The organism is Clostridiales bacterium (genome assembly GCA_015243575.1).
GTDB classification, from domain to species: domain Bacteria; phylum Bacillota; class Clostridia; order Peptostreptococcales; family Anaerovoracaceae; genus Anoxybacterium; species Anoxybacterium hadale.
The window spans coordinates 243,177-269,855 of record CP042469.1 but is presented as its reverse complement, the minus strand read 5'-3'; the positions used below and the strand labels follow the sequence as shown (position 1 = coordinate 269,855).

21 protein-coding genes are annotated in these 26,679 nt (G+C 44.4%); 3 read left to right on the top strand and 18 right to left on the bottom strand.

Going from position 1 to position 26,679, the window contains the following annotated elements; all coding sequences use genetic code 11:
• Positions 1–84: 84 nt before the first annotated feature.
• The 15 genes from FRZ06_01075 to FRZ06_01005 form a co-directional block, all read right to left on the bottom strand.
• The gene (locus tag FRZ06_01075) at positions 85–1,089 is read right to left on the bottom strand and encodes a response regulator (GenBank protein QOX62039.1); all 1,005 of its coding nucleotides are present in this window, start codon (positions 1,087–1,089) and stop codon (positions 85–87) included.
• A gap of 8 nt (positions 1,090–1,097) precedes the next feature.
• Positions 1,098–3,686: a response regulator gene (locus tag FRZ06_01070; GenBank protein QOX62038.1), complete on the bottom strand. Its 2,589-nt coding sequence runs from the start codon at positions 3,684–3,686 to the stop codon at positions 1,098–1,100.
• Positions 3,687–3,821: 135 nt separating this feature from the next.
• A complete protein-coding gene (locus FRZ06_01065; protein ID QOX65787.1) occupies positions 3,822–5,273 on the bottom strand; it encodes a hypothetical protein in 1,452 nt (483 codons plus the stop codon).
• Positions 5,274–5,518: 245 nt separating this feature from the next.
• Complete coding sequence (locus tag FRZ06_01060; protein QOX62037.1) at positions 5,519–6,418, bottom strand: YafY family transcriptional regulator; 900 nt, start codon at positions 6,416–6,418, stop codon at positions 5,519–5,521.
• 171 nt (positions 6,419–6,589) lie between these two features.
• Positions 6,590–7,171: a DinB family protein gene (locus FRZ06_01055; protein QOX65786.1), complete on the bottom strand. Its 582-nt coding sequence runs from the start codon at positions 7,169–7,171 to the stop codon at positions 6,590–6,592.
• A gap of 200 nt (positions 7,172–7,371) precedes the next feature.
• On the bottom strand, positions 7,372–10,344 hold the full coding sequence (locus FRZ06_01050) for a helix-turn-helix domain-containing protein (protein QOX62036.1): 2,973 nt from the start codon (positions 10,342–10,344) through the stop codon (positions 7,372–7,374).
• A 135-nt stretch (positions 10,345–10,479) separates the two neighbouring features.
• On the bottom strand, positions 10,480–11,910 hold the full coding sequence (locus tag FRZ06_01045; GenBank protein ID QOX62035.1) for an MATE family efflux transporter: 1,431 nt from the start codon (positions 11,908–11,910) through the stop codon (positions 10,480–10,482).
• 106 nt (positions 11,911–12,016) lie between these two features.
• A complete protein-coding gene (locus tag FRZ06_01040) occupies positions 12,017–12,658 on the bottom strand; it encodes a TetR/AcrR family transcriptional regulator (GenBank protein ID QOX62034.1) in 642 nt (213 codons plus the stop codon).
• A gap of 148 nt (positions 12,659–12,806) precedes the next feature.
• Positions 12,807–13,754: a 2-dehydropantoate 2-reductase gene (locus FRZ06_01035; protein QOX62033.1), complete on the bottom strand. Its 948-nt coding sequence runs from the start codon at positions 13,752–13,754 to the stop codon at positions 12,807–12,809.
• 30 nt (positions 13,755–13,784) lie between these two features.
• Complete coding sequence (locus FRZ06_01030; GenBank protein QOX62032.1) at positions 13,785–15,536, bottom strand: family 10 glycosylhydrolase; 1,752 nt, start codon at positions 15,534–15,536, stop codon at positions 13,785–13,787.
• Between the two features lie 176 nt (positions 15,537–15,712).
• Positions 15,713–17,452, bottom strand: a complete 1,740-nt coding sequence (locus FRZ06_01025) for a HAMP domain-containing histidine kinase (protein QOX62031.1) — start codon at positions 17,450–17,452, stop codon at positions 15,713–15,715.
• Between the two features lie 3 nt (positions 17,453–17,455).
• Positions 17,456–18,133, bottom strand: a complete 678-nt coding sequence (locus FRZ06_01020; protein QOX62030.1) for a response regulator transcription factor — start codon at positions 18,131–18,133, stop codon at positions 17,456–17,458.
• A gap of 21 nt (positions 18,134–18,154) precedes the next feature.
• Entirely contained in the window at positions 18,155–19,783 is a 1,629-nt protein-coding gene (locus tag FRZ06_01015; GenBank protein ID QOX62029.1) for an MFS transporter, read from the bottom strand.
• 84 nt (positions 19,784–19,867) lie between these two features.
• A complete protein-coding gene (locus FRZ06_01010) occupies positions 19,868–20,293 on the bottom strand; it encodes a MarR family transcriptional regulator (GenBank protein ID QOX62028.1) in 426 nt (141 codons plus the stop codon).
• 258 nt (positions 20,294–20,551) lie between these two features.
• Positions 20,552–21,178, bottom strand: coding sequence for a DUF3786 domain-containing protein (locus FRZ06_01005; GenBank protein QOX62027.1), 627 nt, complete (start codon positions 21,176–21,178; stop codon positions 20,552–20,554).
• Positions 21,179–21,373: 195 nt separating this feature from the next.
• Between FRZ06_01005 and FRZ06_01000 the strand changes: the two genes are divergently transcribed.
• Both FRZ06_01000 and FRZ06_00995 read left to right on the top strand, forming a co-directional pair.
• Positions 21,374–21,991 carry a TetR/AcrR family transcriptional regulator gene (locus FRZ06_01000; protein QOX62026.1) on the top strand — a complete coding sequence of 206 codons (618 nt, stop codon included), beginning with the start codon at positions 21,374–21,376 and terminating at the stop codon, positions 21,989–21,991.
• On the top strand, positions 21,988–22,866 hold the full coding sequence (locus FRZ06_00995; protein QOX62025.1) for a hypothetical protein: 879 nt from the start codon (positions 21,988–21,990) through the stop codon (positions 22,864–22,866). Before FRZ06_01000 ends, FRZ06_00995 begins: the two co-directional genes overlap by 4 nt.
• Before the next feature lie 90 nt (positions 22,867–22,956).
• Here FRZ06_00995 and FRZ06_00990 read toward each other — a convergent pair whose 3' ends face one another.
• Positions 22,957–23,295: a helix-turn-helix transcriptional regulator gene (locus FRZ06_00990; protein QOX62024.1), complete on the bottom strand. Its 339-nt coding sequence runs from the start codon at positions 23,293–23,295 to the stop codon at positions 22,957–22,959.
• Positions 23,296–23,409: 114 nt separating this feature from the next.
• Between FRZ06_00990 and FRZ06_00985 the strand changes: the two genes are divergently transcribed.
• Positions 23,410–23,961, top strand: a complete 552-nt coding sequence (locus FRZ06_00985) for a flavodoxin family protein (protein QOX62023.1) — start codon at positions 23,410–23,412, stop codon at positions 23,959–23,961.
• A 135-nt stretch (positions 23,962–24,096) separates the two neighbouring features.
• On the opposite strand, the gene FRZ06_00980 is transcribed toward FRZ06_00985, so the two are convergent.
• Both FRZ06_00980 and FRZ06_00975 read right to left on the bottom strand, forming a co-directional pair.
• Entirely contained in the window at positions 24,097–24,975 is an 879-nt protein-coding gene (locus FRZ06_00980; protein QOX62022.1) for a VOC family protein, read from the bottom strand.
• Between the two features lie 30 nt (positions 24,976–25,005).
• Positions 25,006–26,472 carry a diguanylate cyclase gene (locus FRZ06_00975; GenBank protein QOX65785.1) on the bottom strand — a complete coding sequence of 489 codons (1,467 nt, stop codon included), beginning with the start codon at positions 26,470–26,472 and terminating at the stop codon, positions 25,006–25,008.
• Positions 26,473–26,679: the final 207 nt, after the last annotated feature.

The following is a 26,679-nucleotide window of genomic DNA, read 5'->3' as shown; positions in this document are numbered from 1 at the left end:
ATCGGGTTATTTCGACAAAAAAAATAGAGTGTGCAAAAAAACACACTCTTTTCTTGAAACAATTCCTCTGGCCGTATTTCATCCTTACCTTCCAGTAAATTCTTTGATCCAAGCACTGTACTGCCCCTGTCTTCCGTAAAACCCACCTGCAAACCATTTCTCGATATAAAATAAGGTCTCGTCAATAATTCCACTTCGCATTTTATATTCTATAATCTGTTCCAGCACTCTCTGATATTTGATGGAGAGACTCTGCTGTTTGCCCAAGGCCCACACCCAGCATTCCTCTCCATAATATGGACCGGTATAAATCTGCTCGGCCTCCACCAAGTCTCCTATTTCAGGATTCCTCTGAGCAAAAGCATTGCGGTAAGCGCAATGAAATGTTTTAACATCATAGCTGACACAATCCAGTTTCAATCGATAGCAATGATCCGCATATTCAATGACGATTCTGTTATCGGCTACTTCCGCGATACTCTTACGAAGCTGATAGATAATCGTCTGCAGATAATGAGATGCTTTCTTTGGTTCACAATCCGGCCACATCAATTCACAGAGAATATCTTTATGTACTGGTGCCGGCTCCTGATGCAGGAGATAGGCAAAAACCTCCATGGATTTTTTCCTCTTCCATTTTAATATGAAATCTCCGGAGGAAACGATAATTTTTCCCAGGACATTGATTTGTACTTGCGGACGAGCCTTTATGATCCTGCTCTTTCGTTCTTCCAGTTCTACGGAGATCTTATCCAATGCCCGGTAAAGGCGTTCCTTGCGAATCGGCTTCAACACATAATCCACTGCATTGGCGTCAAATGCCTCCTGTGCATAGCTATTGTATGCAGTGATAAAAACAAGACTGAGGCCGGGTTTCCTCATTGAAAAGTAGTCAGCAAGATCAAACCCTGACATTTCGGGTAAGCGAATATCTAAAAGAGCAGCATCGACTGCCTGTTCATCAAAAACCTTAATTGCTTCCGAAGGGCAGCCGCAGGTTATGATCTGAATCTCCTTGTTATAACTTTCGATCATAATCTTTATTGCCGCAATCATTTCGGGCTCATCTTCAACGATCAATAAATTCATGTTTTCTATTAATCTCCTTGTTCCTTATCCTGTTGAGCCGGAATAGAAAAGAATACTCTTGTTCCGCGCTGCAGTTCACTCTCAATAGAAAGCCCCTCACCATATAAAGCGGTGAGCCTGCGATTGATATTTGCAATGCCAACTCCCCTTTTGCCATTATCCAGCTTGAATATATTTCCTATTTCAGCTGCGGACATCCCAATGCCGTTATCTCTTACCTCTATTCTAATCATGCTGTCAATCCGTTCTACCGATATACGAATTTCACCGCCCTCCGCCTTGCACATCACTCCATGGTGTACCGCATTCTCAACAAGGGGCTGAATGGTGAGTAAGGGCACCGGATGATCCATATGATCCGTTAAATGGTAGAAGATCTTAAGCCGATTCCCAAATCGCGCCTGCTCGATTGACAAATAGGCCTGAACGAGCTCAAATTCTTTGGAGAGGACGGTTAACCCATGGTTACTTCTCAAGTCAAACGAACCCCTCAGGTAATCTGACAAATCCAGAATCAGTTCTCTTGCCCTCTCCGGATCATTGGTACAAATTGAGGCTATGGTAGCAAGTGAATTATGAATAAAATGGGGTTTGATCTGTGCTTGCAAAAATGACATTTCTGCGGAAACAAGCTGATTTGCCGTTTTCTTTAGTTTTATCAAGCTCCTTGCCCGCGCCGATAGTTCTTGCGATTCAAAGGGCTTTGAAAGGAAATCATTTGCCCCCATCTGAAAGCATAAAGAAATATACTCTTTTTCGGTTTTTGCTGTGAGCATTAAAACCGGAAGCTCTGCCATATTGTATTTTTCACGAATCTTTTCCAGTACCTTGAATCCAGACATTTCCGGCATCATAATATCCAGGATGACCAGATCGAGATCCGCCTGCCGTTCCAGGTGTTCCAATGCTTTCATGCCGTTTTCCACACTCTTGACTTCATACCCTGATAGCTTAAGGATGTTTCTCAGGACTTGGAGATTCGCTGAATCATCGTCTACTGCAAGGATATTAAAATGACACGGCTCATCATAAGATGCTTCCTCCTGGCAGATGAGGTCGTTTTGCTTACCCGCATAGTTTTTACTCTTTGCCGCCTTTGTTTCAGTTGATACCGGAAGGGTAAAACAGATGCGTGTACCAACCTCAACATTTGAAGTAATCCAAATTCTACCTCCATGCAGTTCTATCAGGTGTTTGATTAGATTCATTTCAAGTTCTGAGCAATCTTGTTTACGAGGAGAAGTACCACGCCGAACATCGGCACCGTCAAAAATACTATGGAGCAGTTCCGTGTTTACGACCACCTCGGTATTTTCTAGTGTAACTCTCGTTCTCTTCCTATCCCAGTTAGCAGCAATTCGAATCTTTCCTTTCGTGGCATACTTCAGGAAATGCCCGATCAGCTTATTCACGATTTGTCTCATCCGCTCTTCGTCTGCTAAAACCAGAGGATGATCCGCCGAAATCTCATTGAAAACAGGAAGGCCTTCATTCTTATACATATAACGAAACAAAATCAGCTGACTGTCAATCATTCTTTTCAAGTCAATCGGAACCGCATTCAGCTTGGCACCGCCATAACGAATATTGGATACATCCTGAAGATCATTAATCATGCCTTGCAGATTTCTGGCCAAATTCATGGTCACATCAAGATTCTGCCTCTGTCCTTCCGTTAAATTTCCTCCTATGCCTCCCATAACAGATTGTATGATGTTGATGATTCCTCCCAGGGGTGTCCGCAGCTCATAGGATACATTGGCAAGAAACTCATCCTTTATATGGTCCAGCGCAGAGAGCTTTTCTGTCAGGATCTGCTCCTTTTTCAGCTTATCCGTTAGTTCATCCGAAAGGGTATGAACCTTTCGGTAGGTTTTTACAAAACGATCTGCCATCAGAAAAGAGATTAGGAACATAAAGACAGCAAGCCCGATGGGAGTAATCTCTCCATAAGTGGAGCGGATCAGATTCGCATGGTACAGCATGTCCCGGATACCCGAAATGAATACGATCACACTTCCCGTCAGTATAATTTCCGCACCTTCAACGCTCCTGCAGCGGGCCTTGAAAATAATGCCCACCGCGATTAGGATCATCAGATTTCCCACAAGTTCATAAAAAACGGTCCATCTTGTATAGAACGATACGGGAATAAACGCTGTGACGATTGAAATACCAACGGCATATACGTAGATCAATCTGCCGAAGCGCAGTTTTGTTTCTGCAACGTCAGCATTCTGGATCAGAAAAAACAATGCCGCCGGGAACCAAAAAATTGTCAGATGGGTGATCCAAATCAGCAAATCGGGATGAATTTCCGGAAACAGTCTGGAAATGAGATCATCACTGTATAGCACGGTCCGCACAATCATAATCAGACACATCAGGGAGTAGCTTAAGCTTCTCTTATCTTCTTTGTAAATGAAATAATAAACGAGAAAGTACGCACCCATGATAGCCAGACTCCCCAGGATCATTCCATCTTTATACTTTAAAAAGGCATCCGCATCAGTGATAGGAGTGGATTCGATCATTATTAGAGCAAAAACGATCAGCAGTACGGTAAAGAATGCACGGTATTTCAATCCTTTTTTCATTTGTATTCTCCCGGATTATGATCCAAACGACGAATAGTGACGAATCGTCACTATTCTTGTCGTTTAATATACAAATTATATCAACTTAGTAGGTTAGTCAACCTTAAATTATGATCAGTCCACATAACGACTCAGTCAGATTAATATCTCCAGGGGATTCACTTTGTTGTGTGAGATTCGCTTTGGCAGTGTGACAATACAGGAAGTTCCAAGAACCTTCCCGCAAGCATCCATCGCTGCAACTCGATAAAAAGAGCCTGCACATTTTAAAGGAATTGCTGTTTCAAATCCAGAGCGTGGTACACAGCATCCCACAGGAGAAAGTTTCGCACGATCACAACCGGAATAAACCTGCCATGCAGCTACCTCTGTAGCTCCATTCCATGAAGCATAAACCGTCACTCCGCATGTGTTTCTTCGAACAGCGATGCAGGGCGGGCAAAGGGGGCAGCCAATCCACCTGTTTTTAAAGCTGCGATAAGAAATATTTTGATTTGGAAAACGTACATCATATAAAAAGTTGATCAACGGATTTACAGTAGTATTTCCTCCTTGCGCAAATTCCGAAAGGTATGGTTCCTGCCCCCATCCGATAAACTGATTGCAGTTTTCCAGCTGCTGAACATTTCCCTGGCTTGCTGCAAATAGACCGGGGGCATGGTAATAGGTTCGGTCTGCTTTGGCAGTCTTACGCTGAAAATCAAGATACAGGATCAGTCCCCGAGACTGTCCCTGCGGCGGGTCGTTTTCTGATGCACAGCAGGCATCATCGAAGAGACTGATTCGAGAACCCCATCGGTACCTGGCATCATGCTGCCAGGAAAATCCAGAACCGGGTGCAATTGTGAAGTCGCTCTTCCGCCCTCCAAGCTGCCATTGAACCGCGCCAGTCTTCTTATCAATCTGATAAATTGCCCACATATTTCGCATACTGACAAGCAGTGTGCCATCGCAGCCTCCTTCAACGGAGTTCAAATGATAGCAGTCCCAGATATTGTTGGTCGATGAGGCAGAAGAAGCAGGCAGCATGGAGTCGGCGGGATTAATATGATCTAGCGTATTCCAAAAGAAGAGAAGCTCCCCTGTTTCCAGGTCTACCTCCTGAATGGAATAATCATCGATATAGCCTTTTTCAGGCCCTCCGTAGGGAGTAAGATCTGCCGGCACCTGCTTGACAGCGGTGAACAAAGCAGTATTGCGTCTTGTGATGGTAAATTCGTGAACATCAGCGGTATACCCCTCTCCCGCTGTTATTTTTTTTATCACCCTGTAGTGACTGTCCAGTATCTGAAAAAAGGCACCTGGTTCCGGGTCACCCGCAGGAAGGTCAGGATTTGCAGACTGGGTACCGGATATGGTTCCCTGCCACATGGTAAGAACCTGTCTGCCTCGATAGCTTTGAACTCTGAAATCGGTATTCTGTATATATCTATTTGCAAGAGGCCGAAACCATACCGGATCACCGCACTGATCCATGATCAGTGCACCTGTTTGACCGATCATCCTTTCGCCAAAAGCAGTATAGGGGGCTGTAAAAATTAATCCAGGTGCAGTCCCTGGCCGATTTTGGTTAATGTGCACCTTCATGGGATGCAGTTTTGGAGCCGATACAAAGCACCAGGCCCCGTTATCGTTTCTTTTTATTTTTACATTGCGAGGTCTATCCGTTTTTATATCGGACATTGCGATTCATCTCCTAAAGTCAGAAAACGCTGATCCAAACCGATCAGTGTTTTCTCATGTCTATCTGAATTGATTCAGCCAGAGCAGATGCTGAGGCCCTCAGATACTATATAATATGGGGATGATGATAAAACGGTGTGCTCTTGGGCTTACTGATAACGAGCCGCAATTTGTTCAGCCTGTTCCCGAAGCCTTTCCCTAATATGTTTCGGCTCCATTACTGTCATACTGTCTCCATAGGACAAAAGATAGCCAATGAGCCAATTGCTCTCAGGGAGCTTGACCGATATGGAAAATGAGCCGTCATCCATCCTCTGGATATCCGTCTCACTGAAATCGTCAAATACACGGAAGGCACTGTCTGCAGTTACGTTCAAACGAAGAGAGAGGAGCGAAGTCTCATCATCTTCCATTGTGAGACCTCCCTGAATTTCTCTCTCTTCAAAGTGCTCTTCAGTCAGGACGATATCTGACATTCTTGCGATTTTAAACGTACGATAAGCGTTCCTTGTCCGGCAGTAGCCTTGGAGATACCAAGCATACACCTTAAAGGTCAGCTTAAGAGGTTCCACAGTCCTGCCTCTGCTCTCCCCCATAGCGTTGAAGTATTCAAAGCAGATTACCCTCCGATTTAAGATTGCTTCCTTGAGTTTTGAAAAACTGCTTTGACTGTCTTTTCCACTGCCCCACGGGGTGAGATCTGCTTCAATCCAGTTACTTCTCTTGTGATCAAAGAACCCATTGAGCTTAGCCAGAACTTTTTCACTTTCAGGGCTTTGCGCAATGGAAAGACTCTGAAGTGCATAGAGAATTTCATTTTTTTCTTCCTCAGAAAAGACCGACTTATTCAAAATGAAATTGTCCATCAGAGAGATTCCCCCACCTTTGCCCTGACTTGTATAAATCGGAATCCCCGCAGAGGACAGGATGTCTAAATCCCGGTAAATCGTCCTTGTAGAAACCTCGAACCGCTCCGCCAGCTCTCTTGCGGTAATAGATTTTTTATTGAGCAGTAAATATACCATTTCAAATAATCGATTGATCTGCATTTCATCACCCCACATCAGGATTTATTGTAATCTCCTAAAATCATCCTTTATATAAAAATTGATTCAGTATCTCTATATTATAAAACGCATAACTTGACATTTCTACGTCAAGTTATGCGTTTTGTATTTATTTTATTGGTAGGATTTATTTCATTAGTTATATTTTTTCGATTATTTATGATCCAGTGAAGCTCTCATAAAACGGCAGTATCCAATCTCTGCGGCATTCTTCATCAGCTCCAGGTTCAGCCAAGCTGCCAGCTCATAGAAAGGCCTGTTTTCAAAAGGCCACTTGGTGCGGCTGGAGTCTTTCAGCTCCTCATCTGTCAGCGTTGTCAGCAGCGACCGCCACTTGTCCTCCATCAATTCAATTTCACCTTTCACAGCCTGTGCACTGCCCGGCCATGTGACCGCTTCTTTTGTAAGGGTTCCGCTGCCAAAGGAGTAATCAAAGACCATGGACCACCAAAACAAAATGTGCCATGTAATCCATGCGATACTCGATGCTCCCATACCATATTCCTCATTTTCCGGCCAGTCTGCACTCCAGACCCCCTGGTTTTCTGTGACATGCAGTCCCCGTCCTCCTGGCCGCCAAAGACATGTCCCATTATCCAAATCGTGCAAGTGGAAATCCAACATCTGACACGCGATATCAAACTGGAATAACAGCGTATCGACCAATACCTGATTTTCTGGTTCCAGTCCATCCTGCCTTGTTACCAGATTCTCTTCTGCTGCCCCATCTGTCATTTTATCCATCTTTCCTGCAGCCTTTAATTCAGCTTCATTTTTCTTCCCTGTAAGCTTTTCTTTTTTTTCGCTTCCCATATCCATTCCCCTCTCGTTATTCGTAATCCTCGATTCTGCATGTTCTCATACCCCTCAGAACAAATCACAACAAATGTTCCATGATCGATTGATAACAGCATAGCCGAATCCATCCAACCTTGTCAACAAGAAAGAAATTCGGAAGCCTGATTCGAAAACAGCAGGCAAAGTTTGTTCATTGCCCTCGTACAGGCAACGTAAAGCAGCTTTCGATCTGTATCTGTGCAGTAGGTAAGCCTGTCAGCGGATGGAATGATCACTTCTGCAAACTCCAGTCCCTTTGCCATAGAAACGGAGGTTACGGTAACTCCCGCTGAAAATTTTTCGCTTTCAGGAGTAAGCAAGGTCATTTCAAATTCCTCGAATAACGACTCATAAAGCTCTTTTGCACGCTTGTTTGTTTTGGTGATAATTGCTAAGGTTCCAGATCCCCTTTCCCAGAATGCCCTCAGCTTGTGCCGGATCTGTTCCATCTCTTCCTGCTCATTGCAGCATTGGATGAGTTCCGGCGCTTCTCCATGACGCTCTACCGGCTCCATATCTGATCCCCCTTGAATCTTTGCTGCAAGCGTCATAATCTCATAGGTAGACCGGTAACTTTTATTCAATGTTATGAAAACCCCTTCCGAAAAAATCGTACCGACATCCTGAAGTGTATGACTGCTGCTGGGATTCAAACCCTGTCCAAAATCACCGAGGATGGTTTTTCCGCAGCGAAACAGCTGCTTGATCACTGCCAGTTGAATCGGTGTATAATCCTGCATTTCATCGATGACAAGATGCTTCATCCGGGATTCTTCCTTCAATCCCTCAAAAGCACTTTTAAAATACAAATAGGGAAAGACATCATTCCATTCCATAGTTTTTTTCGTTGGCATTATCAGCATCTTTGAAAGTGCCTCCCCTCGATAGAACGCTTTATAAAGCTCCAGAGAATTTTTCACCTTGAGCATTGCCGTAAGTTCTTTCTCTATCATTCCTGCTTTGGGCAGTTCAACACCCCAAAGGTTATCAGATTCGAGCTTTGCCCTGATATCATCTGCAACCTCCTTCAGGCGGCGTTTCACCGGATAACGGCTATACGCCTGAAACCGCTCAAAGATCCATTCCTTTTTGACGGTAAAACTTCCAAAGACATAATTCCGGGGTCCAAACCACTTCAGACTTTCCGTCCTGAGATATTCTTCCACCCGCTGATAAAATTCCATGCTGGCCTTGCGTCTAACTCTCAGTGCCCAAGCCATGTCATCGTTTTCAAGAGGGTCTTTATCCGGCTCAAAACCCAATGCACTACCCAGCTGCTCCGCAGCAATATCCGTGACGCTTTTTTCGCAGATTGCTTCTTCCCCCAATTCCGGCAAAACATTGGAAATATAACTGCCGAACACTTTGTTGGGAGATAGTATTGTGATGTTTTCGGCAGCTAGAGTCTCTCTGTTCCGGTACAGCAGATAAGCAATGCGATGCAGTGCCACAGAGGTTTTCCCCGACCCTGCGACGCCCTGAATCACCATGTCACCGGATTGTTCATTTCGTATAATCTGATTCTGCTCGCGCTGAATCGTTGCGATAATAGTTCTCATCTTTTCATCAGCATTGCAGCTCAACTCTCTTTGCAGCACCTCATCACGAATATTCACCGAACTTTCCAGTACATATTCCATTCTGCCTTGGGAGATTTTAAACTGTCTTTTCAGAGACAGTTCTCCTTCGATCCTTCCAGAAGGAGCATCATACCCTGCCCTCCCGGGTTCGGTATCATAAAACAGATTGGAAACTGGTGCTCTCCAGTCATAAATCAGCGCGTTTTGTTCCTCTGTGTCTACAAAAGAGAACCGTCCGATATAGTATTGAGTGAAATGTTCCTCCCCCTCACTGCGAAAATCAATTCGACCGAAATAAGGCGAGTTTTTCATGGCTTCCACTTTATTTTTCATTTTTACGGCAAAGGTTCCGGCCCTGTCAATCTGCTGAAGTGCCAGCTCATTCTGAAAAACCTCTTTTGGATCAATCTCACTCCTGTATTCCGCAATGTAACGTTTCAGCTCCATATACTCGCTATCATACCGCAGGACAGTTTCTTGATATTGCTTCCAGGCCAGATTCAGTTTTTCAATCACGTTGACGAGGTTCTCATATTCCTCAGGGTACGATGCTGTTTTTTGAGAACCCGAGGCATGATTTCCAGTGCTCGGTTCCGCATTTCCGGGGTCAGCGCCTGGTTCCGCTTTTCCGGGACTCGTCAAATCCCTATTGCGATCATTTGCACGGATCATCTTCTGTGTCGGATATCCGAACTCTGTGAGCAGTTCTCCTTCTTGAAAGCCAAGTTCCATAAACATTTTACGGTATCCAGTATCCGCCCTGTCCCCCTCCCTGTATGTTGTAATCGTAATAGAATCATGCAGAATTAGTTCCGACAAAGCCCTGTCAACCAATCCTTCGAAAACTCTCTTTTTTCGAAAAAGGGGATGGACCCCCAGAAATTCGATCCTGCCTGATTCATATGATAAAAGCATGATTCCAACCGCCTGATTGTCTTCCTCTGCAAGGAAAGCACAATTTCTTTGAATACAGTTTTCCAATATGCGCAAGTACTCATTTTCACATAGACAGGGAAAGCCATCCACAACGAGACGAACCAGCTTCATCCAGATTCGGATATCTTTTATTTCTGCACATCTCAGCGTCACGTGTTTCTCGCTTCCATCCTGACGTTCCACCATCTGGCTTGTCATGTCAAATTCATATTTTAATTGTAAAGGATAATAGGAACGGCTTTTTCTGAATTCCAGCGGTGCTTGTTTATACATTTCTTTGAATGCTCCCGCAAAAGACTGCTGACTGGAATAGCCGGCCATCAGAGCAATTTCAAGGATGGGTTTATTTGTAAACACCAAAAGCTTTGCCGCCTCCGTCAATTGACGCCGCTGTACATAGTCATGAATCGTGAGCCCCACCGTTTCTGTAAACCTTCGATGCAGGTGGTATTTTGAATAGTGAACAGCATCTGAAACAATTTCCAGATTTAACTTATCCGAAAGATTGCTTTCAATATATTCGATTGCGGAAATAATTCGTTTTAGATGCTTCATAATCAGTCTCCTTCAACCACATTATAACAGCTTGTGAGACTCACATTTTCATAAATCTTGCGCTTTTATAAAACGAGTTTGCTTTTTCTAAACAGTTGATAAAACACTTAGAACCTGTTCTGTGTTTCTGACCAGTTATTTAGAGAGCTCTGTACCCAGGTGTTGTCCGGAAAGCGTTGTACGCTGGCTATTATCCTTACTGCGCAGAAGTCCAAACTCCTTTCGCACCAAAAGAATGGTCCAGATCACAATGACTGCATCAATTGCCAGAGATCCGTAGTAAATCCCCGCTACCCCAATGGCTTTGGGCAGCAGCAGCATGACTGGAACATAAAATATGAGCTGGCGCGCAATTCCGATCATGGCTGCAGGTTTGCCCTTATCGATGGATGGAAACAGAGTCATAGCCATAAAAATAAAGGAAAGTGCAGGCAGGATCGCCATATAGATTCTGAAATACATCAGCTCACTGCCAGTAAATACAGCATCCTTAACCATGAGTCCCAGAATTTCTCCCGGCATAGCGATGGAAATAAGCCAGAAGGGCAGCGTCAAAACAGCGGCTGTAAAAGCAAAGATCTTGTAGGAGCTTATGACTCTCTCGTACTGTTTTGCCCCGTAATTGATTCCAATCACCGGTTGAAGCGCTCGCATCAGCCCAAAAATCGGCGTGAGAAGGAAGGTGAACAGCCGGAAGACTACGCCATAGAAGGCGACATCAGAAATGGTTCCGTATTTTGACAATGCATTGAAGACCAGCAAGGCCTGAATCAAGCTCATAATGCTCATTATCAAAGAAGACATTCCCAGCCGCAGAATGGAAGTCCCAATTTCTTTGTCCCAGCGAAGGGAAAGCATCTTGGTGTGGAAGGTTCCGTGTCCTTTGGCGAAATAAATCCACCCGACCAAGGTGTAAACCAGCATGCCTAGGTTTCCTCCCCATGCTGCGCCCTCAACGCCAAAATTCATAAGGCCCATGGTAATATAGCTCACCAATGCGTTGACAATGAGACCCGAGCCCATCATCACCGCCGCTGTCTTCATCCTGCCTTCAGCACGGATAATCATATTGCCGGAAAGACCGTAGATCCAGAATAGTGCGCCGAAGACCGTGATTCTAAAGAATTGATCTCCCAAGATCAATGCTTCCCCTGTACCTCCCATGATCCGGATCAGATCGGTGGAAAAGATCAGGCAAAGGATCATGTAAACCACAGTAATCACAATCGTGATCAGATTAACATTTCCCATGAGCTTCCGTTGGGTCTCCAGATTCTTTGCACCCAATGCGATACTCAGAACAGAGCCTGCACCAACCCCTACCAAAGAGCCAAATGCAACGCTGATCTGAGACAACGGATAAGCGATAGAAACTCCTGCCAGTGCTGTCTCACCGACAAAAATCCCTACAAATGCAGCGTCCAACACGGAATTTAGGCCATAAAGTACCATGGCAATAATGGCGGGCCAGGATAAATCAACCATGACCTTCCATAGATTTCCATTCAAGATCATCCGCTTTTGTTTCTCTTTTTCATTTTTTTCAGAGATACTGTTATTGTTCATTTATAAAAACCCCTCTCTTTCTTTTTATTTGGGTTTGGATTTAGGTTAGTTAATACTAACCGTACGTCATTTTTTTGAGGCTCGAAAGCCTCATTTTCAATTACTTTTAACTTTTTTCTTTTTCTGCTGTTACTGGCGGTTTCAGTCCAAGAAGCTTCGTCCACCCTGCCGTTGTAAACTCCAGAAGGTTTTGGATATAGCCTTCTGCCCGTTCCTTCGGCATATCGTGAACAACTATTTCAAAAATCCCGTAAAAGAATGAGCTTGACAGCATATGAACCAATTCTTCATCCACATCATTGATCTGCCAGCCAGCTCTTCTTACCGCGTCAATGAATTGAAACGTGGCCTTTGTTTCAATTTCCACCATTCCGTTGAGGTAGCCTTCGTACTCTGTTCCAGCGGAGCTGCAGATCAAAAGCTTAAAGGCATCAAAATGCTGATAAATATAGTCCAGCATCCAGAAAAGCCCAGCCTCGGAGCCATCCGCCATGTGCTGCCCCTGCTCATCTCCCGGCAGCTCTGCAAACTTGCGTTGGACGGTAAGGTAATACTCCAGCAGTTCTTTGGCTTGCGCTCCTGTCAACTCTTCGAAAATTGCCATTTTGTCAGGGAAATATCCATAGATTGCCCCGGTTGTCACGCCGGCAGCCTTGGCGATCCTCCTAAGAGAAGCCCCTTCATATCCCTTTTCAAGAAACTCCTTGCGCCCGCATTCCAATATTTTATTCCTGGTATCCCCAGCCATGCATTTCCCTTTCCTCAAAAAATGTAACGTCGTTATATAACACTGTTATATTATTATCTAATAGGCACCTTGTCAATATTATTTTTCATTTCTGTCTTAAAATTTATAATTTCCTTTCGCAGTGAAAAGAGAGATATGAGCATACCACTCATATCTCTCTCTTATGAAAAATCAAACTATTTTTTTCTTCCAGCAGTTTGATGCCGTGATAATACATCCAGTTCACCGGAGTGTCAATCCCAAGCTCAGCACCCAGGCGCACGATCTTGCCTGCAAACATCTCAACTTCTGTTTTTCGTCCATTCTCCAGATCCTGCAATGTAGAGGGTTTGTTTGCAAAGGGAAGGTTCATAATCGTATGCTCCTGACGGTCAATATCCTCCTGACTCAGAGCAATCCCCAGACGATTGGCTATTTTAATGACCTCTCTCATGGCTTGATACCGGATTTCATTGGCATGTCTGCTAACCTGAAACGATCCGAAGGGCACGCCGAACATGGCGCAGGTCATATTTTCTCCGATGTTGCACATAAACTTAAACCACATTCCCCGTTTCATGTCCTCATCAACACCATACTTTATGCCGCTGTTGTCAAAGAGCTCCTTGATTCCCAGGACACGCTCTGTCAGCTCAAGATTCTTTGCTTCTCCAAAGTGGACCTTTCCTGCCTCAGGGTTAAAGTCTGCTACTCCGTCCTTCATGACAATGGAAATTCGCATGTAAGAGTAAAGCACCCGTTCCCAGCCATAAACAGCCGCAACCCGTTCCTCGCTGTCAATTCCATTCATCACACACAGGATCTGGGTACTTGGCCCCACCTGATTTCTGATGTCAAGGATCGCTTGATCAAGACCCATATCTTTGACGGCCATAATGATCAGGTCTGCAGGATCACCTTCTTTCTCCGGGTCAACAACTGCAAATCGGTGATTGATGCCGTTTACTATCACGCCCGTTGATTCAAGGCGCTCCCGGCGCGCTCCCCCAGCCAGCACTCTGAAATTCCCTTTTCCCAAATAAGCATCTAGCTTTGGGGCAAAAAACACACCCATAGCGCCGAGACCAATCAGGGTTACTGTTTTAATCTGTTCCATTTCCCGACCTTTCCACCACTGGTTCGTGAATTATTTGCAAACTTTCACCAGATTTTCCACTTCACCCTTAGCAACAGAGCTGTTAAACATTGCATATCTAAAAAATGCAAAGCCGTCAACTTTTCCTGTTGCACGAGCTGCAAGAACCTGTCTGGCAATGATGTCATTGTAACGCAGCCACTCCGAAACCTGGTTGTTATCAGAAACATTACACCCCGCATTGGCCATATTCAGACCGACAAAAAGTTTCACATCCCCTTTTGCCGCAAGCTTGATCCATGTATTCAGATTGTTTTCATAAGCATAAGCAGCCACATTGCCAGAGGAATCCTTTCTCTCAAAGCCCCAGTAAAGCTGCGGCATAATGTAATCGATATAACCGGATTTTGACATCCATGTATCAATATCTACAAAGTAGGAATCATTCCTTCTGAGATTGTCCACGTTGCCCGCTGGACTGATCCCAAACTCCACCTTGGGATTGATCTGCTTGACTGCGGAATAAATATCCTTCACCAGAAGATTCACATTATTGCGGCGCCAGTCCGCAATACTCATGCTGCTTCCTGATGCATCATATTCTGGTTTATCAAAACAAAGGGAAGCGTCCTTGTCGTTGACGGTAGGATAAAAGTAATCGTCGAAATGGATTCCATCTACATCGTAGTTTTCTACAATTTCTTTGATTCCGTTTATCACCAGTGCTCTGGCTTCTGGAACCGATGGATTGAGGTAATATTCTCCTTTATGTAACAGCGCCCATCGATCATTGGCAGGATCGCCGTCAGACTGCCAGATCCTGACCGGATTGCTTGCTGCAGTCTGGTTCCAGTAAGTTCCGTATCCTGTCACCCTGTAAGGATTCAGCCATGCATGGAATTCAAGCCCTCTGCTGTGAGCTGCAGAAACCATATATGCCAGCGGATCATATCCCGGATCAATCCCCTGAGTGCCGCTTGCGAAGATGGACCATGGATAATAGGCTGAGGGATACATGGCGTCACTATGGGAACGCACATGGACGATCACCGCATTCATCCCAAGCTCAACGCTGCGATCAAACATCTTATCGACAGCCGCTTTGAACCCCGCTTCGTTCTTTGGCATTTCCATGTACTCAAGGTAGGAAATCCACATCGCTCTCATCTCTTTATCATCTGCGCTGCTGCCTGAATGATTGCCCGTGCTTCCCGGTACTGCAGGCTGGTTTGTACCGCTTCCAGAGTTATTATCAGAACCGCTTCCGTCGGAATTCACAACAACAGAGCGGTTGCTGTCATCCCAGGAGACGCCTGCTCCAAATGCCTCAAACACCGCCCTGATCGGCAAATAGGTCCGCTCATTTTGGATCACCGCAGCCGTATCGTTCATTACTGATACGCCATTTACGATGATCGCTGCATTTCCAATGGGTACTTTTACCATAGTACGGTCTTTTTCTACGATGACCATGCTGTTTGCCTCATCCCAGGACACCATTGCTCCGAATGCCTCAAGCGCTCCCCGGACAGGAACCAGAGTTCTGTTGTTTGCATCAATGAAAGGTTCGCCATATCCGCTCTGAAAGACCACCGTCTCACCGTCTATCTTCACCTTGATATCCGATTCTCCCATTGCAGAAGTCTCCCACCACGGATAAACGCAAAATGCGGAAATCAATAGCAGCATTGCGGCAGCAAGAACGCCTTTCGAACCAAACCCCTGTTTTCGTACTTTGTTCATTATCCCATACCTCACTAAAATTTTTGCTGATTTCTTTGCTGTTCTTATTTCTATCTTCATTGTCAGCAAGCTTTATCATAAGAAAAGCGGCGAGCAAAGGCACATAGAAATTTACCTTTGCCGGCCGCAGATTGCCTGCCTACCGATGCTACTATCGTACTACATTTTTCCGGTTTTGTCATTCCCCATTCTGCAAATCTGCACTGCTAAAATTTGCTTGGAAGATGCCTTACCCCTTATCCTTTGGCTTTCCTGCGCTTCTCTTTACTTTTCACAGAATCTGCATATTCGAACAGGAAAGCAACACCATTTTCCCGGTTTTCCGCCCTATAAGAGAAGTGGTGCAGCTCCAGAACAGAACGGACAATGGAAAGACCGAGGCCTGTTCCCTTGGTTGCCCCGCGGGACCCATCACCCTTAACATAGGGCTCCCAGATCGCTTCCAGCTTTGTATCGTCGATGTGGCTGCCGCTGTTGAACAGTTCAAAAGTTTGGTCAGTGATGGTGATTCGGATGTTTCCCTTGTCCGGCGTATGATCCAAAGCATTGATAAAAAAGTTATCAACGACACGCAACAGCAAAAGCCGATCTCCTGTTACCATCCCATCTCCTGTGACCTTCGGCTCAATACCCTTTTCCTCGCAGGCCCCCCCATAGCGGTTTAAAATCTCAAAGGTCAGCAATCGCAAAGAGATTTCTTCCAGATTCAGCTGGGGCTTATCTCCCTCCATTCGGGTCATTTCAAGCATCTCACGCAGAATCTTATCCATTCTCTCCACATTGGCCTGAATTCCTTCCGCATACCTGACGCGCTTCTCACTGTTGATCTGTTCCATCAGATTCTGCGCATAGCCCGACAGAATGCTCAGCGGTGTTTTCAGGTCATGTGCCATGGCGTTCGCCGTCTCTCGCCTGAGCCACTGGATGGCTTCCTCCTTTTGATAGGTCTTATATAGTTGAGATGACAGAATAAACGCCGCTGCAAAAAAAATAATCAGGCAGCTTCCCCATACAAAGGCCATCGTGTCTCCGCAGTATTCCAGAATATCCACATCCCGTGCAATCACCGTCCATGCAGTACTGTAAAGGCCATCCCCGTTTTCAGTATCAGTTACAGTGTTTTCATACGGGATCACGCAATAGTAACGATATACCGCACCTTTTACTCGCTCAATAGAAGAGAAGCCGTCAGCTGTTGCTGCTGCCTTTTCCAGCCTTACCGGATCCGAAACCATTTCTCTGAGGGCTTTCCGGGTTCCGCTTGTCGCCATATCGTAAGACTCAGGCAGGATGCCTCCATCTTTGAAATAGGGAAGCTCTTTGGTGTTGATATAATCAGTACGATAGGTCAAATCTTCCCGCTTCGTGCCGCTGGCCGAGTTCACATCGCCCTCTTCATTAAAACCGGAGGCATACATTGGGGTAATTCCGATTTTCTCTGGGATCACCATCTCATTGTCAAGCCAGAACCCGGATAATTCAATTGAATATTCCGTAAGATCCCCGGCCTTCTGCGCCTTGGGTCTTGCTTTGTAATACTTCTCCAGCTCGCGGACAGTCTTTTCGTCAAACCAATCATTCAGATTCAGGTACGCATACCCGGTATAATGTCTTGTCCCATCGGTAGATTCCGTATAGTTACAGATCCAGTAATCGTTCGGCACCACGATAGGTTCAAAATTTCCTGAGAATACAGCAATCTCCGCCTGTGTTCCCCCTAAAAAAAAGGACTTATTGATAAAGTCCTTTCGGATGGCAGGGAAATTCACAAGGTTCTCGTCATTGTCCAAATGCTGTGCCAAAATTTCCCCAACTTGGTAGTTTGCCTGTACGCCCAAGGCTCCAAGCTCAAGCCCATTGACTTTTACTTCCTGACGGACCAGAAAGATGCTGAACGCAGTCATCAGCACAAGATAGATCGCCGTCATGGCAGCAAACGTCCTAAAATAAATCGATCTTTTCCCCTTTTGTTTCATCTCTCATTCCTCCAATCGATACCCTTTTTTGAAAACTGTTTTGATTTGACCGGATGCATGACCGAGGGCTTTGCGAAGCTTCTTTACGTGATTGTCCACTACCCTGTCATTTCCGTCAAAATCATACCCCCAAATCCTGATCAAAATGTGTTCCCGGCTGATGGTACGCCCTTTGTTTTCCATCAGTATTTTCAAAATTGCAAATTCCATCGGCGCCAAATTCACTTCAGCATCCCCTGCGAAGACGGTGCATCGATACGGATTGAGACGGATGCTTCCTGCAACAATGGTTTCACTTCGGACAGTGCCCTTGGCACGCTTGATCAAGGCGGAGGATTTCGCATATAGTTCCGCGAGAGAAAATGGCTTCACAATATAATCATCACAGCCCAGACGGTAACCGTGCAGACGGTCCTCCTCGCTGTGTCTTGCTGTTAAGAAGACGATGGGAACATCGCTGGTCTTTCTCAGTTCTCTGCACAAGGTAAAGCCGTCCAGCTCCGGAAGCATAACATCGAGAATCACCAGATCATATTCTCTGCCGATGCATTTGTTCCAACCCTCTTCACCAGCAGAAGCAGTCTCTGTCTGAAATACTCCTTGCCCTTTCTCTGTAAAATAATCTGTTATGATCTCCCGAATCTCCGGGTCGTCTTCAACAAGCAGCATACGAAAAGCCATTGTTTCACCTCCAAAGACAGTTTAGCAACCAGATATATCCTTTCTGTGTCCATATGTAAAATTACTTTCTGATTTTGTTTTGCTTTCTTTATGAACAGTGGTGCGCAGTGGGATTTCTTGTAAGAAAAAGGTTAGAATGAAAGCGATCCCGAGAACGACAGTGCCTGTCAGAAATACGTTGGAAAGGGAGACAGACAGTGCATGCTTCAACGTTTCCAGCAGCTGATCAAAAACCGGCAATGCCTGCCCGGAGAGTCCGTCTCGAATTTCAGCCAGCTTGGGCTGATCCAGTAGAAGCTGGGGGTCCATCAATTTCATCAGTCCATGGAAGGTTTCTGGTTCCAGATCTGTATTCATTAGACTGCTGCTCTTTGAAACCATCAAGTTCATTTTGCTCGTGATGCTGGCGGTGAGAACAGTCCCCATAACCGAAATTCCAATGGTACTTCCCAGGTTTCGGAACAACTGAACCGAAGCTGTAGCAACGCCCAAATCCTTGGAATCCACCGCATTTTGAACAGCCATCATAAACACAGGCATTCCAAGTCCCAGCCCCAAACCAAAAATAATCATGCTGAGTACCGCAACGGGGATATCATCCATGATCACCATCAGAAACATGCCGAGCACCATGACAACCATGCCAATGAGTGCCAGTTTCTTATACCTGCCGGTATTCGTCATGTATCGGCCTGCGTAGGCACTTGTGGCAAGCATGCAAAGTGACAAAGGCATGGTGACGTATCCCGCATACGTTGGCGAGATACCCATAACCCCTTGTACGTAGAGCGGCATATACATCAATGCTCCCATCATTCCAGCGTTCATGATAAAACTGATGATATTGGAAATCGTAACTGCACTTTCCCGGAATATCGATAGCGGGAGAACCGGCGTTTTCGCTCTGTTTTCAACAAGCAGGAAGCATACAAGCGCTGCAGCCGCAAAGGAAAAGAGCCCGAGGATCACAGGTGAGCTCCATGGATATTTGCTTCCTGCCCAGGAAAATGCAAGCAGAATAGAAATAATAATCAGTGTCAGAATCAGAGATCCGGCGTAATCGATGGATTGAGCTTCCTGCCGTTCCACTTTCGGAAACAGAAAAAGGATCATGAAAAAAGCAATGAAGCCAAGGGGAAGGAAAATCCAGAAGACCCAGTGCCACTCCAAATGTTCAACAACATATCCCCCCAGACCGGGCCCAAGAACGCTTGACATTCCAAAGACGGCGCTCATCAGCCCCGACCATCGTCCACGTTCCCGGGGAGAGAACAGATCACCGATAGCAGTAAAAGCTGTTGCCATAATGATACCTGCGCCGGTTCCCTGAATGCCTCTATAAATGATCAGATGAAAAATATTCCCGGCGGTGCCGGCAAGAAATGCCCCTGTCATAAAAATCACGATTCCAGCCAGAATAAAATTCTTCCGTCCATAAATATCTGATAGCTTCCCAACCAGAATCGTTGCAATAGTCGTCGTTAGAAAATATATGGTAATAATCCATGAATAATAATCCATTCCGCCAAGCTTGGCAATGATCCGAGGAAGAGCCACACCGACGATGGTTTGATTGATCGATGCAAAGAACATGGCCGCAATGATCGCCGCCATGATCGTAACCTTGCGCTGATAAGTTAAATGTTCCATCTATTTTGCCTCCATAAAGCTGTGTTTTGTATCAATACCACAGTGCTAAAGCTCCCATGTTTTGAACTGTCATCCTTCTGCTTTTCAACCCTTACACTGATCAAGGTTTTCGGATATCTTATTGTAAATTCGTATCAAGTGCTGGATATCTTCCTCCGGAAGACCCTGAAAAAAATTCATTGTAACCTCATTAAGAGCTTCACTCAGCGAATTAGCCAGTTCTCGCCCCTTATCAGTAATTTCCAGATAAACAACCCTTCGATCTCCTTCATCTCCTTTGCGCATAGCGTAACCCTCTGATACCAGCTTATCTGTGGCGCTGGTAATTGCACCCGGTGTATTCTGAGTCAATTCAGCCAGCTGAGCTGCCTTTTGAGGACCTGAGTGATTCAGGCTGCTTAAGATGAGGTATTGGGAATGGCTGATTCCCTGAATCTGATGATTCCACTCTTTTTTCATTCTTTTCAGAATTGTATGAAACAGTTTAATAAGTTTTTCTTGCTCTGTCATCTATGCTCCTCCTCATTTGTAAACGAGTATTTAATAGTTCTGCATCAAATAGTTTATCATTAAACTATTTACCATTGAACATTTCGCATTCTATCACGGAACAAGGGGCTGGTCAATATGGATTGGTGAACGACGAGATTGAAAACCTGCAGTTCAGCAAGTGGAAGAGAGTTGAATTTTGCAGATTTGTAAAAAGTAGAGTTCCGAAGCGAGGTCCCCAAACAGAAGAAAAAGACCCTATGAGCGATTTTCCCCGTTCTATAGAGGCTGTTCGTCAGCCAGCTTTTTCAGCTGATCCACCAGATGCATCCCAAGACCGATAAGACTTTCGATATGCAGCAAATCCGAAACAGAAGGCTGATATAGGAGGGTCGCGTTGGCGCTGACTTCCTCGTCGCCTTCCCAAAGAACCACGCAGATCGGAATCATTGGCAATGCCTGAAACACCATTGAAACACTTCCCATGGGTGCCGATACGCCTCCCATCCTTGCTCCGCAGAGCAGTAGAAGACTGGAAGATTTGCCAAAGCTTTGAATGAGCACATCTATGGAATTTTTACGAAAGGCAGGAAAGAATAGGGCTCCCCCATTAGGAATGTCTTTCAGTGACACCCAGCTGCTGCTAACCTCCGGGCACAAAGCAGAATAAGAAAGATAGTTCAATATAATAATAGCTGCTATGATCTCAGCGTCCTGACCGTCAGATATTTTCCTGACGGTTTCTTGTTCCCAGTCTAACAAATATTCATCATGAAAGAACCTTATTGTAAATTGCTGTTTCACTTCATCAAAAAGAACCCTCCGCCTGAAGGCAACCTCACTGGGGATTCTCGCTTTCAACTCCTGCCAGCCTTTATCATAGGCGATTTTGTAGTTGGTCTGCATGGTTTGCCCCTTCCGATCTTTTTCCTTATTATACCATTACGCTCTCAGCATCGTACAATAAAAATTTAGTTGCCCAATACCATGTAAATTCGGCGCTAGAGATAAAATACTAGAGAAAATCCTGTTGACTTACCACAAATATGAAAGCATAATTACATTGTAATTAAAATTAACACCGTTAATAAGGATGGTTATATGGGAATTAAAGAACGCCGTGATATTGAGAAAGTTGAGATGAAAAAGAGGATTAAGGCTGCTGCCATTACACTGATCCAACAAGAGGGCTACGAAAAATTGTCGCTAAGAAAGATCGCTTCTAAAATTGAATATTCTCCCACTACCATTTACCTTTATTACAAAGATAAAGCAGAAATCATTACGGATATGTCCAACGATCTTTATGGTAAAGTTGAGAGCAATGCTGCAGATATTATAAATACCACGAATGCGCATTCCATAGATCAGCGAATGAGCAACATTTTGAAGGTCTTTATTATGAGTCTTTGCAGTGAACCTGAAATGTCAAAAGCGATTATGTACAGTGGGACAAATGTCATATTTTCCAATAAAATGGCTGGTTCTCACAATACTAAGCCTTCTAATCCGGGCATCGATATGCTTGATCATTTCATTAACGACGGAATTGCACAAAAAGCTCTAAAGCCCAATATCACAAATGCTTCGTGGATGATAATCAGCGCATTGCTGGGATTTGTTATGAGTGCCATCGAGAATGAATTATATAGACAGCCCGATTTCGAGAAGCTTGTAGGTGATTTTGTAGAAGTCCTGATGGGAGGCATACGACAGTGAATCGACTTTGGATAAGAATCGTTTTGTTAGCGCTGGCAAGCATCATAATCTACTTCGCACTGCCCGGCGGCAGACTTTGGAAACAATATCTGACAGATGTTGAAATTTCTTTGACCAAAACAGAGGGGCAACGGAGCCTACAAAGTATCTTTACGGAAGATTCTGTTGCAAAACTGCCTTCTCTGCTCCGTCAGCACATCATCAATGGGGGATACATGGGAGCGCCCTTTATGGATAACATGTTGATCTCTTTTCACAACGCAAGGTTTCGTATGTCGGCAGGCAGCAATCCTATCAAGATTCAATTCATGCAGGTCAATTTTGTAAGCAGACCCGACAGGCACGCGTTCTTAACTGGGCGGATTGCAGGGATACCACTACAGGCAAAAGATAGTATGCTTGACGGTTTCGGCTCTATGACAGGCATGCTTGCCAAGCAGCTTCAACTTTTCCGCTCTACCGGGGCAGAAATGAATCAGAGCCAGTTAATCACGGTTCTGGCAGATGCGGTATTCATGCCATCCTTGTTTTTACAGGAGTTTGTGTCATGGACAGTCATTGATGAACGGACCATTGAAGGCGAGATTGCCTGGCAAGGTGTTTCTGCCAAGGGATGTTTTACTTTTGATGATCATGGAAACATCATACGTTTTGATACCAAAGACCGATATATGGACGAAAATGGAAAAGGAAGCTCTTTGGTGCCGTGGTATGTAACCTATTCTGATTACAAAAAACAGAATGGTTACATACAGCCGGAAAGTATTGGTGTTAGTTGGGTGCTCCCGGGCGGTAACGACACATATTTTGTATGTGAACAAATTGAGATTCAATATGACATTAATATGGATGCAGCCGCTGCTAAGGGGCTTTAATAAACAGAAAGGAACTTGATTGTTTCCCATTGTTTTGATATGGATCATATTCATTGTCCTACTCATCAAAGCATTCTTATGATCCGACTCTTATGTTCTGTGAAGTCCTCCCCATAGGCACATCGCATCAAGCACGGGAATTAGCGATTTCCCTTTTTCGGATAATCGATATTCCACTTTGGGAGGTATCTGAGGATATTCCTTACGGACGATGAGGCCGTCCGCATCCAATTCCTTCAATGTGAGACTGAGGGTTTTGAAAGAAATGGTTCCAATGAGCCTTTTAAATTCATTAAATCGGATGATTTCTCGTTCATAAAGCCAGTATAGAATAATCATTTTATACTTACCGCCAATAATTGATAACGTGTAGCCGAAGTCCGTTTCTTCAACTTTTAGTCCTGTTTCAAGACAACTTTCCTGGTCCATTTTACGCTCTCCTTCAAGATAGTATATGTAATGAATGTGCATACTTTACAAAGGTAGTATCCCACAATATAATACCTCTTACAAGGGAAATTCCAATAGACAGGAGGTCTTATTATGGGAAAAAATATTCTGGTGATTACAGGCAGTCCACGAAAACATGGAAATAGCAGCATGCTGGCGGATGCATTCATCAAAGGTGCTCTGAAAATGGGTCATACTGTAAATAGATTTGATTCCGCGTTCAAAGCAATTGGTGGATGCAGAGCCTGCGATGCTTGCTGGAGCAAGGGAACTGCCTGCTTTTATGAGGACGGATTCTCTGAATTGGCACCTATGCTGGAAGAAGCAGATGTCATCGTATTTGTTTCACCACTTTACTGGTTTGGCATGTCTGCACAGCTGAAGGCTGCAATAGACAAAATGTATGCGTACGACAAGCCGGATTGTAGCAATGCTCTGAAAATAAAAGAAAGTCTGTTGCTGACCTGCGCTGCAGAGAAAGATACCGCAGTGTTTGACGGCATCATTGGTACGTACAGAGGGATAGCCAACTACTTAAACTGGTCTGATGCAGGAGTTCTCGCAGTCCCCTCAGTCTACAAAATCGGAGAGATTACACATACCGGAGCATTGGAAAAAGCGGAACTGCTTGGAAGCTCCTTGTAATTGAATCTTTGAAACAAATACACCCCCAGGTTGCCGAAGCTTACCTGAGGGGTGTATTTTATAGGTCAGTGATCTTTGTGGCAAATGTTCTTTTTATCAGTAATCTTTGTGACAAATGTTCTTTTTAAATGAATGCTAACCCTGGTTTCTTACCCGCTCCAGCTCAGCCAGGTCAAACTTCTTCATCTTTAGAAAAGCTTCTGTTAGGCGTTTCAAATCTTCTTCCGTACCGCCATAGATCAGCTCATTCATGTTGGCCGGTGTAATCTGCCACGACAGCCCAAATCGATCCTTTATCCAGCCGCACTGCTCTGCTTCCGAGACGTAAGAAAGTTTACCCCAGTACTCATCTATTTCCTTTTGGTCCTGACAGAGAACCATGAGAGAAAATGCTTCATTGAAAGTGAATTCAGCACCATATCCATGATCCATTGCCACCAGCTGGATGCCCCCAAGGTTCACTTCACTGTAGTTTATCTTTGCTCTCTTATCGTGGGCCTCTCCATCCCGATATCGATTGACGAAGACTTTTTCCGACTCAGGAAAAATAGATACATAGAGATCCAGTGCTTCTTCTGCCTTGCCGCAAACTTCTCCGCTGAACAAAAGAACTGGCCTGATTTTTGAGTGAGCTTCCCAATTCTCGTCCAGCATAAGCTGCCAATTGAGCCCGTAGCGATCCTGAATCCAAGCGTAGTACTTACTGAAGGGATATGCATCCAGAGGCATTAATACATCTGCACACAATGCGTTGTAGAGCCGATCCACCTCTTCTTTATCCTTGCAGGAAACCATCAAGGATATGGATGGATTGAATTTAAAATAGGGGCCGGCGCTGATGGCTGAACATTTCAGGCCTGCAAGCTCGAATTCTACCTGTTCCGCATCACCCGAAGGGGTATCCGGCAGGATATGTCTGCTGATCACACGGGAGTTTTCAAATAGCCCAACATACTGTTCCGCAGCCTCTGCCGCTTCCGTGTCGAACCAAAGATGGGGGATGATCTTTTGCATTTTCACTTCCTCCTTTGTAAATAGGATTTTTTAAAGATCGATATGGACCTGATTCCGTCCATTCGTTTTCGATTGGTATAACGACTGGTCTGCCCTTTTTAATGCATCACTGAAGTCCGTGTCTCCTTCCTGAAAAAAGGCAACGCCAACGGATAAAGTAGGACTGATCACTTCTCCTTTCGCCTCAATGTTCAGCGCTGATATCAAAGAGAGCATCTTAGTGCCAAAACCCATGGCGTTTCTAGGCTGCAAACCGTAGAAAATGACTAGAAACTCGTCTCCGCCCCAACGGATCACCTTATCAGAGCTTCGAACGACCCCGTTGATCACGTTGACAATTTCAATGAGAACCATATCTCCAACAGCATGCCCATAGGTATCGTTAATATTTTTAAAACAATCAACGTCAAACATCATAATGCCCGGAGAATCACCGTTCCGCTTGTAGGCTCTGAATGCCCGACTCAATTCATTGGTTCCGCTTCTTCTGTTGCCTGCTTTTGTCATCGGATCCTGGTTTACTTCTGATTCCAGCTGCCTTCTTGAATGCCGATGATGAAGCTTTTCTATCGCCAAAACAACAAAATAACTCAAAAATAGAATTATAATGAACATTGAAACCAAAACAATGGTCAGCTTTGAAGCAAGTTTCTTACTTTCCAAATTGGTTTGATCCACATAGGATTTGATATCATCCTGATAAATTCCCATTGCAACCACCCAATCGAACTCTTTATACAGCTTTGCGTAAGTCAGCTTTCGTGATATTTCATCACTGTCCAGTTCCTTAAAATAATAGGAGAAATAGAGTTCCCCGTCTTTTTTAATTCCCTGGAGCTCCGTCATATATGGATGGTTCCCTTTCGTATCCGTCATATCGGTCGAAAGGTACATTCCTTCTGTATCCGGCAGATTGGGATGTACTTTTCTAATGGCATAATTTTCTCCACCCTCATAGTTTATTATCTCATTAATCCAAACATATGATCCGTCGTTGAATTCTAAATTCCTTACAACTTTAGAAAATTCTGCTTTTACCAGATCATCCAAATAACTCTTCTTTACACCGAAGAGTACCGTCTTATCTCCTTGGCTTAAAATTCTGTAAACCGCTAGTTCATCTTGCAAACGCTGAAGGGTTGGCTCCCAGGAATCCTCCGACATATTGAGATTGTCGTAAATTGCTTTATTTTCTTTCCAATCCCAATAAACAACCGTCCAATGCTTAAATTCTGAAGTGTTATTAAAATAATCCTTCAGGAAATCACTGAATTCACTGCTCTTTAGCGACATTTTATCCCCAATGTCAGCCGCTGCTCTGACTGTGAATTTCTCCATGAGATCAGCCTCCGCTTTTCTCTGGTTATCTATCTCCGCAATTAAATTGCTGACGGTATCCTTCAAAAAATCCTTTTTTAATTCCAGTATTGTTTCTTCCGTCTTTCCAATATAAATATGGCTCATTTCTGAAAGAGAAAATAGAAAGAATAAGATCATAGCAGAGCAAATGATTCCCATGATGATGATTGTTACAATAGTATAGCTCCGTTTTATTTTCGGCACCCCCCGAAAGTTACATATTTTTACCCTTTGTATTCATGAATCCTAAACAGGACGGGTATGAATATTCATTTTATCGAATTTTATGGTGAATTACTATCAATATTGAGTAAAATACAGTAAAATAAATGACAACAATATAAA